The sequence below is a fragment of the Ectobacillus polymachus genome (genome assembly GCF_048159605.1).
In the GTDB taxonomy this organism is placed as follows: domain Bacteria; phylum Bacillota; class Bacilli; order Bacillales; family Bacillaceae_G; genus Ectobacillus; species Ectobacillus polymachus.
Window position 1 is genome coordinate 907,350 of sequence record NZ_JBLREB010000001.1, and the last position, 11,944, is coordinate 919,293.

Consider the following 11,944-nt stretch of genomic DNA (forward strand, 5'->3'; position numbering starts at 1 on the left):
CACTGAGTGAATCTACCTAGCTTTTTTGTTTATCCTATATTTTTTATCTTTTGCTGATAATATTTACTCTTCGTTGTTAAATACAATTCCATCTCATTCATAAGATGATATAAATTAGCTCTCGTTTCGAATTCTATTCTTGTTGTCGGTAAGTCTAGTTTTTTCATGTTTTCGTGTAGTTCATGCAACTGCTCTAATGATTCTTCGGTTTTGTTATATGATGAGACGTTTTCGCTTAGATAATACAGAAATGAGGCAAACATATGTCGTTGCGGTACGTCTTCAGATAGTGTTGAAATAATTGGGAGTATTCGTTTAATAATTTCATATTGTTGTTGTCGCATTTCAAAATAGAAATAATAATCTTCTTCTTTTTTCCCTAATTGATTTTCAATATCCGCTCGTGCCGTCATTCTTGCTTGATTCAGAGATTCATCCAATTGTAGCAGCTCTGTTCCTAACCAGCCTTGATCCCCTTTATCTAAATAGGATGCATATTCAAATAGGATTTTCTTTATATATTCCTCGACTTGGTCTCGGTATTTTAGTACCGCTGGCTTTAAATCTGGAATATAGCTATTAATGATTAACGCAACGCCAATACCTATAAAGATAACTTGAAACTCATTCCAAAGAATGGCCACTGTTACTGATTTTAAAATGAAAAGGTGCAGCGCAATTACAGAACTAAAGATAAGTGCTTCTTGCATTTTCAATCGATTCAACAATGGGATTACAATTAGTAAGTATACTGTAAAAGCGACAGCGTGATAGCCAAGTATGGTAAAACATATTGCTCCAACTGCTAATCCTAAGATACATGCAACTAGACGTTTAACGGTAGCTTGAATAGAACGCATTCTTGTACGTTCAATACATAATATCGTTAATATTCCTGCTGATACATAAAAATTCAAGTGCAGTAGCATGGCAATCCAAATAGAAATTCCTGCTCCAACTGCGGTCTTTACTGTTCGTATACCTATTTTCATGAAAGCTCTCCTTTGATTTGCAGTTGATTTTCTCTTTTCTAATCAGAATAATTATAAACAAACTTTTAAACCTTCTTTTTTATGTATAGACGTACTAGTGGAAATTACAAATTATTATGACGTAACAAAGCGAAAGTCAAAACAATCTTCCGTCCCACATTTAAATATTTCCATTCAAGTTAGCTCAAATTCATACTATGTCTAAGATAGCCAGAAATCGAAAAGAATCAAGTACTGTGTTTCTTTTGTTTGTAATAGAATAACAAAAGAATATCCAATCTGTATACAATTTACTTTAAACTAGCAAAGAAGTTCTACTACCACTTAACATAAAAAGTAATCTTCATTACAATACTATCAAAATATTTACAAGTCTTTATTAGAAAAAATGAAGAATATATGAAAAAGCTTCTAAAGATGGTAATTCACCTTACATTATAGATCATTCACAGATATATAAAAAAATAGAAGGTTTAATAAGCCTTCTATTTTTCGGGAACTTAAATTAAAATCCACGCCCATATAAATTAGGTTGGTTCGGCACATTTGGTTGATTCGGCAAATTCGGAAGATTGCTTAGAGCTGGTTGAACATAGGTTGGCTTTACATAAGCGGGTTGGACATAAGTTGGTTGAACATAAGTAGGATGGTGACAAGTCGGAAAGATCGTTGTACAGCAAATTTGCTGTGGTGGATATGGCATAAATGGTGAATAAAAAGGATTATGATAAAACATATTAACACCCCTTATTTCGTTTCACTATAGTATATATAAAGGGGTTAAGCTACGAGCCTGTCCTACCCGAAAAATTACGCCTAATTCCTTCGATAAATTGTTAAGGTGCAGGTATTATTTAGAAAAGCGATTCAAATTAAACGTAAGAAACAATTTCGGGATACATATGTATTTTATTACATCCATTTTACCAATTTATTAGTTTACATAACTATGTTATTGTTAAATTGATGTGAGTCGCGATATCGATGGCTAATCCTTCTTATTTTTCCCCTCTAAAATAAACATAGCGTTTCCGTAGTGAAATTGAATAGACTCCGTTATAATCTCAGCCTTTTGAATATCCAGATGTGTGTTTCGATTTAAGCAACACCCACCACAAAATCTTTTGGAAGCTGGTGTTAGCAAGTCCTGAATTTTCCCGATAATTGGTTGCTGCACGCGGATGTGCTCTAAAAACAACATGGTACCATTTGGTTTACATATACGTCTTAGCTCAGTAATTGCCTGGTTTACGTTTGGAACCGAACATAGGACAAGTGTGCAAACGACTGAGTCAAACGTATTGTCGGGAAACGGTAAGTACTCTACAGTCCCTTCTATTACCGAAATGTTTGCATCTGCAAGCTGCGCTCGTTGTTTTGCTTTTTGTAGCATCTTAGTATTAGGGTCAACTGCAGTTACTAGAGCAGCAGGAGTGTAAAATGGAAAATTTAGACCTGTACCACACCCAATCTCTAATACATGTTTTGTAGCTTTTCCAATTAAATCTTTACGAAAACGCTGCAGCCCTCTATTTTCTAAGGGTTTTATTGCTGGATCATATATTTTGGAAAATAAGGACATTTCCATGCACTCCTTCTAATATAAAATTTACTATCGTAATACTAAGAGCTGCTTTTTTGTAGTGATATTTTTATGTAATACTATTCGTAACCTATTATAGCATCAGTATTTTTACAAGTATTGAATTAGAATATAAATTTTACATTTTATAGTAATAAATCTATATATCTATTGACAATTCAGTAGAATGTAATTTATTCTTACTCATAATGTTACTTTTCAAAATATTATATACTCATGTCAACTAGGTGCCCTTTTTTTAAAGGGGTAACAGGGAATCGGGTGAAAGTCCCGAACGGTCCCGCCGCTGTAACCGGTTAGTTCTCATTCTATTATGCCACTCGAGTATTCGGGGAAGGTGAATGAGCACGATATTCCGGAAGTCAGAAGACCTACCTAGATTGCACACCAAAACATACCTTCGCGGAAAGGATAGGTGAACGAAAATGATGCGTCAATACGGTTCTACATATTGTCGTATATGAACACGTGCCTATGGTCCCAATCGTTATAAGGTTGGGGCTTTTTTGTATGAATTAGAAAAGGATTAGGAGGAAATTGCTAATGGAAAATGTATCTCTTATTGTTTTTGTATTCATATTAGGTATTCGTCACGGGCTAGATGCAGATCATCTTGCTTTTATAGATGGACAAACCCGCTACAATTGGCGAATGGGAAGTCGAATTGCTCGTTGGATTGGTACACTATTTTCATTTGGACACGGATTGGTTGTAGCAAGCATATCGATCATTATTGGGCTCTTTATGAAGAATTTTAAATTTCCCGATTATTTTGATACCCTATCAACATGGGTAGCAATTACTTCTTTATTTATTATTGGTACACTAAATATCTATAATCTTCTTCGTACGAAATCTACTCAAAAAGAGTTTCAGCTTAGTGGAATTAAAGGAAAGTTTCTTCCTCGGTTTATTAAGGGGACAACCAATCCATTCTTTATCATTTTAATTGGCGGTATGTTTGCTCTGGCTGCTGATACGGTTAGTCAAACATCAGCATGGGCCCTTGTAGCTGGCGGTGCTGGAGGATATATGTCTGTAATCGTAGGAATAGTCTTTATGTTTGGGATGATGTTGACAGATACGATCGATTCTTTTATTACTTATCGAATCATTAGTCAATCAGGAAAGATCGGACAATCCGCCTCCAGAGTGATTGGCTGGATTATTGTGATATTAGCATATGGGGTTTCCTTTTATGAAGCCTTTACATACTTCTATCCAGTTGTTAATTTAGATTTCGAAATTGTAGGAATTACCAGCTTTTTATTGTTAGTCCTTTGCTTTACTATAGTAAGTCTACGAGCAAAGTCTAAGTCAACGATTAGTCAGTCTAGCAATTGATAAATATCAACAAATTATATTTCAATATATAGGTTAACTCTAAACAATGCAAAATCACGATAATCTTTTCGTGATTTTTGCATTGTCTTTGAATTATTTTGTTTTAGAGGTTTGATCATACTTGATAATGTTTAAATAGGGACAATGGTATAGAAGGATAAACGTAAGGGATATTCTATAAATAGCTTAATATAAACTAAAATATTGGAGGATAAAACGATTACATCTAAGAGTATTAAGAAATGGTTTCTTACAAGAGGTATACTTTTGAAATTAGGTCAACATGTATCACAATCAGAAGTTAGTAAGAAAAAGTTAGTAATAATTTCTTTATGGATCAAATGGGAAAGCCTATTAAATAGGTTATTTCATATTCAGCCTATTGATAAGAGTCATCCATTCTTTAAAGCAAGAGTATGTACTTATTGTGGTAAAACAATTCAGTTGTTGGATGGGGAGAAAATTCAAAGAGGAGATCGGGTGCTGGAACTTCACTTTAATAATGAAATGCTTTTTAAAATGGGTATACATTCTCGTTCTCCTATTCAGTTAGCCCTCCAAATGATTCGGTCAACTGAACAATTATTACCGAAGGCTCTACAATTAATCCTTAACCATCCAGAAAATGAAAAGATTAAAGGTTTATATGGGGTTTCTATCATCCATCGCGGAACAAAACAATTCGGGTTTACCGTTATTGACTTACCAAAAGGGTTATTCTTTTTCCTAACCAAGATCTATTTGCGCCTATTATTGCTAGTTGTACATCCTCAAGGAAAACAAAGGTTACAAACGAAAGGGGAACTTCTTGTCCCAAAGATGATTGCTATTTCAACAAAGGAATTTATGCGAAGATATCACACTTTGAATGTTCCTTAAATAGTAAGTAAATATAAGGTTCTCTCAAGTCTTTTGGAATTGAGGAAATGTGAAAAGGCAGATACAAATGAAAATAGTTTCGATTGTATCTGCCTCAATATACCTATCCTATTTTTGTGTTTACTTGCTTGTTTCTCGGCGTATTACAGGTGCCACTTCTGTTGCAAGTAATTCAATTGCCTTTACGACTTGCCGGTATGGCATATTACCGATGTCCATCTGTGCGATAAAGCGTTGATGTCCAAATAATTCGTATTGATACAGTATTTTCTCAATGATTTGTTGTGGACTGCCTATACATAGTTGCCTGGAGAGCTCTTCGAAGTCGTTACGAGTTATATTTGATTCGATTCCATGCATGAGTTTCATTAAGTAACCAAAGTAGTTAGCGTATGAAGGATAAAATTCTTCTTTCGCTTGCTGTGAAGTTGTTGCAATGTATGCGTGCGTTGTTACTCCGACTTTAAGCTGCTCTAAATCATGACCAGCTAGCGTTCCTGCTTTTCTGTAGACATCCACTAATGGTTTGAAACGATCCCCATTCCCGCTCAGAATTGCTAACGCCATTCCCGTTCCAAACTGCCCTGCTCTTCTCGCACTTTCGGGTGTTCCTCCAACTCCAATCCAGATTGGCAGTTTATCTTGCATTGGATGTGGTGTGAGTTCCACTCTATCTAGAGATGAACGAAATTTTCCGTGCCAGGTAATAGGCTTATTTTCATTAAGCTTAAGTAATAATTCAATTTTCTCTGCAAACAGCTCGTTATAATCATTTAAGTCATATCCAAAGAGTGGAAACGATTCAATAAATGCACCGCGACCAGCTAAAATTTCTGCACGTCCATCTGAAATGAGATCAAGTGTTGCAAAATCCTCGTAAATTCGCACTGGATCATTAGTACTAAGAACTGTTGTGGCAGTTGTTAGTCGAATCTGTTTTGTTTGCTGTGCAATAGCAGCTAAGACAATCGCAGGTGCACTCACTGCAAAGTCATTACTGTGGTGCTCACCAATCCCAAAGATATCTAATCCCGCCTCATCTGCTAGTTTAGCAGCTTCTATTATCTCTTTAATTCGTTGATGAGAATTCCTTCTTTCCCCTGTTTGTTTATTTTTAATGACATCTCCAAATGTATATATACCAATCTCCATTGCTTTTTTTGAAGTGTTAATCTTACTTTCGTTTGCTTTCATTTTTACCTTCCTTTAACTGATAGATAAAATAACAAGCTCATAGGGATATTATTTAATTACTATTTATAATCCACTATACTATTTAAAGTTAGACAAAGCAATTCTTTTCTTTCATGAAAAAGGCTTATGTTCACTGTATAAACATAAGCCTTTCTTTGCTATTTCATTTTTTCGCCTAATTATCGAAGTGTGTATCGTTAATTGTTAACAGTAAAGAGATGTTTCTTTTCAAAGTTACTCAATACGTTTTCAAAAATATCCATAGCTTCATGTAGTTGTTGTTCGGTTATTATAAGCGGCGGTGCAATGATCACGCTAGATTCATGAGAATAGGTGTAAAAACCATTTTCAGATAGTAAACTTACGAATTTGTTCATATATCCGACTTGATCTTTTCCATAGTCCATTCCATAAGAAATGATTGGCTCTTTCGTTGCTTTGTCTTTTACTAGCTCAACCGCTGCAAATAAACCGATAGAGCGAACCTCTCCTACAGAATCCATTTGCAGCAGTTCCTCTAATCGCTTTGCAAGCACATCCCCTAGCTTTGCAGCATTTTCAATAAGTTTTTCGTCTTTATAAATATCAAGTGTAGCGCAGCCGATTTGTGTAGAAACCGTATGACCACTATAGGTGAGTCCAGTCATTAATACATGATCATCGAAATAACTAGCTACTTTTTCACTTACAATGACTCCTCCAAGCGGACTATATCCACACGTTACCCCTTTTGCGAACGTCATAATATCTGGCTTGAAATCATAGTGCTGTACAGCAAACATTTTCCCTGTTCGTCCAAACCCTGTCATCACTTCATCACAAATCATTAGAATTCCGTAACGATCGCAAAGTTCTCGTACCCCTTCTAAATAGCCTTTAGGCGGTATGAGAACGCCATTACTACCAGGAATAGGCTCGATAAAAATGGCAGCAATGGATTCAGGACCTTCATATTGAATTTGGTTATGTAATCGATTTAAATAAAACTTTGTTGCTTCCCCTTCACTTGCAAAATCAATTACTTCTCGGTATAAATATGGCGTGTCGAATTTGATAAATCCAGGTAATCCGGGCTCTACTGTAAAGCGGCGCGCTTCCCCGGTTAAATTTCCTGCACCAAATGTTGCACCGTGGTAAGAACGGTAACGGGAGAAAATTTTATATCGTCCTGTTGCCATCCGCGCAATTTTTACGGCATGATCATTAGATTCTGCTCCGCCGTTAGTGAAGAATACTTTTGCCATATTGTCTGGTGAGACTTCAATTATTTTTCGAGCTAGCTCTGTTTTGGATGCAGTAGCAAAAGCTGGTGCTGCAATAGGAATTTCACCTATAAGCTTAAATTCTTCCAGTAATTTTGGATGCTGATGACCAACATTTAAATATACAAGCTGTGAACACATATCATAATATTTTTTACCCGTTTCATCCCAAAAGAATATACCTTCTGCTCTTTTTATAATTTTAGGATTTACATTTTTTTGTTTAGACCAGGAGTGTAGGATATATCGCTTATCATCACTTTTAATTTGTGCATCGTCGATTGATTTCATTTCATCACCCTCTCTATATAATTTCTGAATTATTAGATAATTGAATTATACCTTGTTTTCTAACTTTAGGCGAGAAAACGAAAAAACAACTGTATTAAAAACAGTTGTTCTTCTTTGTATAATGTAATTTTTTATGTTATACATTTATTTCTAAGACGATTGGACAATGGTCGCTTCCCATTATGTTTGAATGTATATGAACATCTTTTATTACGTCTTTTATCCGTTCTGAAGTGAGAAAATAATCAATACGCCATCCAATATTTCGTTCTCTTACTTTATTCATATAGGACCACCACGTATAGGAATCTTTCTTATCAGGATAAAGAAAGCGAAATGTGTCAATGAAACCAGATGCTAATAAAGTACTCATTTTCCCTCTTTCTTCATCTGTAAAACCAGAGTTTCCTATATTCGGTTTCGGATTTTTCAAATCGATTTCTTGATGGGCAACGTTTAAATCACCACATAAAATCACTGGTTTTTGTTGATCCAATTCTAGTAGATAATTTCGTATTTTATCTTCCCAATCTAATCTTACATCTAGCCGAGCTAAATCTCTTTGCGAATTAGGAGTATATACATTCACTAAGTAAAAGTTTGTGAATTCCAAGGTAATGATTCTTCCCTCTGGTTCCTCTTCTTCCAATCCTACGCCATACTTTACGGACAAAGGATTATGTTTAGAAAATACTGCCGTACCGGAATATCCTTTTTTGATAGCATAATTCCAATATTGATAGTAATTCTCTAAATCTAATTCTATCTGTCCCTTCTGTAATTTTGTTTCTTGAATACAAAAAATATCTGCATCCATTTCATTAAAATAGTCTAAAAATCCCTTTCGAACACACGCTCGAATACCATTTACATTCCAGGAAATCAATTTCATAGTAGGCTACGTCTCCTCGTTGCTTCGTTTGCTTATTTTGCTATGTAAGTGCAAGTCTTTTAGGAAGGATTGTAAAATGCTTGATTAAATCTCTTGATGTAATTTGAATTTAGTAAGACATTCTTTACATATGCAGGCTTTTCTTAACTGCTCTGGTGGAACCATTTCAAATATTTCTTTTGGAAAGGATTCATCATTACACCAGCAAGTTCCATGGGGTTTTCCGGAAATATTCCCACAATTATTATCCTTACCACAGAGAGGACAGCAATTTGCATGAGTAGATTCCTTTTTCAAAATGTAACTACACCTCACTTTTTTTGCTTTACATACACGAATAGATTCCTGCTCTAATGCTAGGAAATCTCTATATATTTGTAATTCTAACACAATACAGTTGTCAATCTATCATCTAGTTTTCTTATTATGACTTTGAAATTAAGGATCTGTAAAATTTTACCGCTATATTTTGGCTATTGTTCATATATTACTATTTGAATTATCGGAAAACAAAGAGTATACTAGAAAAAAGTAAAGGAGTTGATTTCCTATGAATAAGTATTTTCTTAATCAACCTCAATTTGATGAAAATGTTACAGATGCTCAATTTGCTGAAATGGTGTTTGATAAGGTTCTACATGATGCTAGAAAAGCAAAGCTTCTAAAGGAAATCGACCAATCATTACTAACTAAAAATAAAGAAGAATTTTTACGATTAACTGAGGAGTTAAAACGTATTTCATAATTAAATTTTGGATAGTAGTTTATATAGTAAAGAAGCCCCTTCTTTTATAGATAAGGGCTTTTTTTGTTTAGTCGCTAATCATTCACTTTGACTAATCTTGTTTTATCCCGCTTTAACGGGCAGTAAGACCCCCACTGATGGAAGTTTCACTTTATTTTTAATAGTTGAATAAAATTTTCATTCCTTCTTTTTAATCTAGATTCTACAGAAACATTACTATAATCATATATTCCGCTTTCTGTTTTTACGCCAAGATGATTTTGTTCAACTAGAAGTCGAATAAGTTCTGGGACATCATTTGCTAACTCTGGAGAGAGATTATCGAGTACTCGTTTCCATGTATCAAGCCCACCATAATCGGCCGTTTCCAATGGACCAATAAAAGCCCATCGAAATCCAGGACCGCTTTTTATTACCGTATCGATCTCTTTTGCATCAGCTACCCCATTTTGTAATAGATGTAGCGCTTCACGTAGAAGAGCTGCTTGCAAACGATTCGCTATAAATCCAGGTGTTTCCTTTTTCAGTAATACAGGTGTTTTGCCGATACTCACAATCAATTGCATTGTCATATCGATCACATGTTGTGCTGTTGTTTCATGTTTTACAATTTCAACGAGTGGTACTAAATGCGCTGGATTAAAAAAGTGAGTAATAATAAAGCGCTGCGGGGTGCTTACGTATGTAATTAGTTTTGATAATGGTAAAGTAGACGTATTAGAAGCGATAATGACATTTTCATTAACCATTGATTCTAATTCTTTAAATAAATTCCATTTTAACTCAATCACTTCAGGAATTGCTTCAATAATGAACTGTGCCTCCTTCACACTCTCCTGCAGATCGACACTTGTAAGAATACGTTTTAATGTTTCCACTTTTTCTTCAGCAGTAATCATTTCTTGTTCAACGTAACTATCTAAGTTATTCTGAATTGATATAGTAGCTTTTTCCAAAAACTCCTCTTTTAAATCATATAATTGAACCGTATTTCCAGCAAGGGCACATGCTTGTGCAATACCATGTCCCATAATTCCTGCACCGATGACAGTGATCCGTTTTTCCATAAGTGATCGCTCCTTTTATATAAAGAGGAAGTTTCAAAGTCCGAAACTCCCCTTCTATCAAACTTCTATTTTATTAGAAAAATGACAAACCAATCGCAAAGATAATTCCTGAAACAAGCAATGTCGTTACACAATAACCCATAATATCTCTAACTCCTAGTCCAGCGATAGCAAGTGCAGGGAGAGCCCAAAACGGCTGAGCCATGTTCATCCATGCCTCTCCGTAAGCAATTGACATAGCTGCAACACCTGGATCGACCCCAAGATGTTGAGCCGCTGGCATAATAAACGGTCCTTGTACGACCCAATGTCCTCCTCCGGAAGGAACAAAGAAGTTAACAATTCCTGAGCTTATAAATGCCAAGAATGGGAATGTTGCAGGTGTAGATATAGAAATAAAAGCATTCGTGATGTCTCCACCTAATCCTGACATTTCCATCATGCCTTGTATTCCAGCATAAAAAGGAAATTGAATCATGATTCCAGCTGTTCCTCTTGCAGCATTTGTAACAGCATTCATATATGAAAGAGGTGTACCATGAAGAAGTAGTCCAGTTGTAAAGAAAAGTAAGTTTACAGTGTTAATATCGATTTTAAAGCCATTTGTTGTTATGTAATAAATAAGATACGAGTATCCAAGCAATGAAATAAGGATGCTGAGAAATCGACTGTTTTCCATATAAGTAGCGAATGTCTTTTTCGCTGGAATTGCTACAGTCGTAGCTGCTATTTCATCTTCAGCTAGAAGCTTCGGGTCGATGCCTATTACGTCTTTACCTGTTGGCATCATCCATCTTGTCATGATTGGAAGAATAACGAGTAGAGCAATTGTGATAAAAAGATTAAATCCTGTAAAAATGGTATGTGTTAGTGGAATCAATCCAACTGTTTTCTCCATTGGATTTCCAGCTGTAGCGGCCACCAGTGGAATGGAACCAGAAAGTCCTCCATGCCATGTTAGGAATCCAATGTAGGCGCACGCAATCAGGAAACGATAATCTGAACCTGATATTCGTTTTGCAACTTCTTTGGCGAACAAAGCTCCGACGATTAATCCAAATCCCCAGTTGATAAAGCTTGCGATTCCAGAACCTAATGTAACGAGGACAACCCCTTGTGCTGGTGTTTTTGCCACACCAGCAAGCTTTACTAACCACTTTTTCACAAAAGGAGAACTGGCAAGAGCATGACCTGTAACGAGGACTAGACTCATTTGCATTGCGAAAGCTAATAGATTCCAAAATCCTTTACCCCAATATTGAATCATCTCAATCGGACCATGCGGAGTAAATGCAATTCCTGAAATGAATAAAACTAAGGTTAGAAGAAGTGCGAATACAAAAGGATCTGGTAAGAATCGTTGAACAATAGCTGTAAAGAAATTAGATAACGTTTTCATTTCATTCCTCCTATTTTATATTTACTTTTTCGATATATAGAAATTTGTTAACAGCTACACCCTCCTTTCTGTGCCAGGAATCAATAAACATTTATAACAAAATTATACATAACATTACTATAAATGGTAAATATTTATTTTTATATATTTTTTTAACATTACATTCAATTCGTTTTTTGCTGATTGGTAGAAGGATTAGATATTATAAACTAGATCAGGTTCTTAAACGAAAGTAACTAGGAAATAAATAATGCCTCCGCTTTTAAGATGAAGCGA

At 35.2% G+C, this 11,944-nt stretch carries 12 protein-coding genes and 1 riboswitch; of the genes, 3 read left to right on the forward strand and 9 right to left on the reverse strand.

Features of this window, described 5'->3' with window-relative positions:
• Positions 1-29: 29 nt before the first annotated feature.
• The 3 genes from ACM5BR_RS04695 to ACM5BR_RS04705 form a co-directional block, all read right to left on the reverse strand.
• Positions 30-992 (reverse strand): aromatic acid exporter family protein, encoded by a 963-nt coding sequence (locus tag ACM5BR_RS04695; protein WP_416826313.1) that lies wholly within the window; start codon positions 990-992, stop codon positions 30-32.
• A 505-nt stretch (positions 993-1,497) separates the two neighbouring features.
• The gene (locus ACM5BR_RS04700) at positions 1,498-1,728 is read right to left on the reverse strand and encodes a hypothetical protein (RefSeq protein WP_416826315.1); all 231 of its coding nucleotides are present in this window, start codon (positions 1,726-1,728) and stop codon (positions 1,498-1,500) included.
• A gap of 252 nt (positions 1,729-1,980) precedes the next feature.
• Positions 1,981-2,574 (reverse strand): class I SAM-dependent methyltransferase, encoded by a 594-nt coding sequence (locus ACM5BR_RS04705; protein ID WP_416826317.1) that lies wholly within the window; start codon positions 2,572-2,574, stop codon positions 1,981-1,983.
• A gap of 229 nt (positions 2,575-2,803) precedes the next feature.
• A riboswitch (cobalamin riboswitch) is annotated at positions 2,804-2,988 on the forward strand.
• Between the two features lie 150 nt (positions 2,989-3,138).
• Between ACM5BR_RS04705 and ACM5BR_RS04710 the strand changes: the two genes are divergently transcribed.
• Positions 3,139-3,939, forward strand: coding sequence for a HoxN/HupN/NixA family nickel/cobalt transporter (locus tag ACM5BR_RS04710; protein ID WP_416826319.1), 801 nt, complete (start codon positions 3,139-3,141; stop codon positions 3,937-3,939).
• Positions 3,940-4,206: 267 nt separating this feature from the next.
• A complete protein-coding gene (locus ACM5BR_RS04715; RefSeq protein ID WP_416826321.1) occupies positions 4,207-4,818 on the forward strand; it encodes a YkoP family protein in 612 nt (203 codons plus the stop codon).
• A 120-nt stretch (positions 4,819-4,938) separates the two neighbouring features.
• On the opposite strand, the gene ACM5BR_RS04720 is transcribed toward ACM5BR_RS04715, so the two are convergent.
• The 4 genes from ACM5BR_RS04720 to ACM5BR_RS04735 form a co-directional block, all read right to left on the reverse strand.
• A complete protein-coding gene (locus ACM5BR_RS04720; protein ID WP_416826323.1) occupies positions 4,939-6,012 on the reverse strand; it encodes an LLM class flavin-dependent oxidoreductase in 1,074 nt (357 codons plus the stop codon).
• A 197-nt stretch (positions 6,013-6,209) separates the two neighbouring features.
• Positions 6,210-7,565, reverse strand: coding sequence for an aminotransferase class III-fold pyridoxal phosphate-dependent enzyme (locus ACM5BR_RS04725; RefSeq protein WP_416826325.1), 1,356 nt, complete (start codon positions 7,563-7,565; stop codon positions 6,210-6,212).
• A gap of 136 nt (positions 7,566-7,701) precedes the next feature.
• Positions 7,702-8,457, reverse strand: coding sequence for an exodeoxyribonuclease III (locus ACM5BR_RS04730; RefSeq protein WP_416826327.1), 756 nt, complete (start codon positions 8,455-8,457; stop codon positions 7,702-7,704).
• A gap of 84 nt (positions 8,458-8,541) precedes the next feature.
• The gene (locus ACM5BR_RS04735) at positions 8,542-8,847 is read right to left on the reverse strand and encodes a cysteine-rich CWC family protein (protein WP_416826329.1); all 306 of its coding nucleotides are present in this window, start codon (positions 8,845-8,847) and stop codon (positions 8,542-8,544) included.
• A gap of 160 nt (positions 8,848-9,007) precedes the next feature.
• Between ACM5BR_RS04735 and ACM5BR_RS04740 the strand changes: the two genes are divergently transcribed.
• Complete coding sequence (locus ACM5BR_RS04740) at positions 9,008-9,202, forward strand: IDEAL domain-containing protein (protein ID WP_416826331.1); 195 nt, start codon at positions 9,008-9,010, stop codon at positions 9,200-9,202.
• Between the two features lie 146 nt (positions 9,203-9,348).
• On the opposite strand, the gene ACM5BR_RS04745 is transcribed toward ACM5BR_RS04740, so the two are convergent.
• Complete coding sequence (locus tag ACM5BR_RS04745; RefSeq protein WP_416826333.1) at positions 9,349-10,269, reverse strand: 3-hydroxyacyl-CoA dehydrogenase family protein; 921 nt, start codon at positions 10,267-10,269, stop codon at positions 9,349-9,351.
• 73 nt (positions 10,270-10,342) lie between these two features.
• The gene (locus ACM5BR_RS04750; RefSeq protein WP_416826335.1) at positions 10,343-11,668 is read right to left on the reverse strand and encodes a TIGR00366 family protein; all 1,326 of its coding nucleotides are present in this window, start codon (positions 11,666-11,668) and stop codon (positions 10,343-10,345) included.
• Positions 11,669-11,944: the final 276 nt, after the last annotated feature.

Bases quoted from the DNA above. Each gene is read 5' to 3' on its own strand.
- ACM5BR_RS04695 (WP_416826313.1), bottom strand. From the start codon at position 992: ATGAAAATAGGTATACGAACAGTAAAGACCGCAGTTGGAGCAGGAATT.
- ACM5BR_RS04730 (WP_416826327.1), bottom strand. From the start codon at position 8,457: ATGAAATTGATTTCCTGGAATGTAAATGGTATTCGAGCGTGTGTTCGA.
- ACM5BR_RS04745 (WP_416826333.1), bottom strand. From the start codon at position 10,269: ATGGAAAAACGGATCACTGTCATCGGTGCAGGAATTATGGGACATGGT.
- ACM5BR_RS04710 (WP_416826319.1), top strand. From the start codon at position 3,139: ATGGAAAATGTATCTCTTATTGTTTTTGTATTCATATTAGGTATTCGT.
- ACM5BR_RS04720 (WP_416826323.1), bottom strand. From the start codon at position 6,012: ATGAAAGCAAACGAAAGTAAGATTAACACTTCAAAAAAAGCAATGGAG.
- ACM5BR_RS04705 (WP_416826317.1), bottom strand. From the start codon at position 2,574: ATGTCCTTATTTTCCAAAATATATGATCCAGCAATAAAACCCTTAGAA.
- ACM5BR_RS04700 (WP_416826315.1), bottom strand. From the start codon at position 1,728: ATGTTTTATCATAATCCTTTTTATTCACCATTTATGCCATATCCACCA.
- ACM5BR_RS04740 (WP_416826331.1), top strand. From the start codon at position 9,008: ATGAATAAGTATTTTCTTAATCAACCTCAATTTGATGAAAATGTTACA.
- ACM5BR_RS04750 (WP_416826335.1), bottom strand. From the start codon at position 11,668: ATGAAAACGTTATCTAATTTCTTTACAGCTATTGTTCAACGATTCTTA.
- ACM5BR_RS04725 (WP_416826325.1), bottom strand. From the start codon at position 7,565: ATGAAATCAATCGACGATGCACAAATTAAAAGTGATGATAAGCGATAT.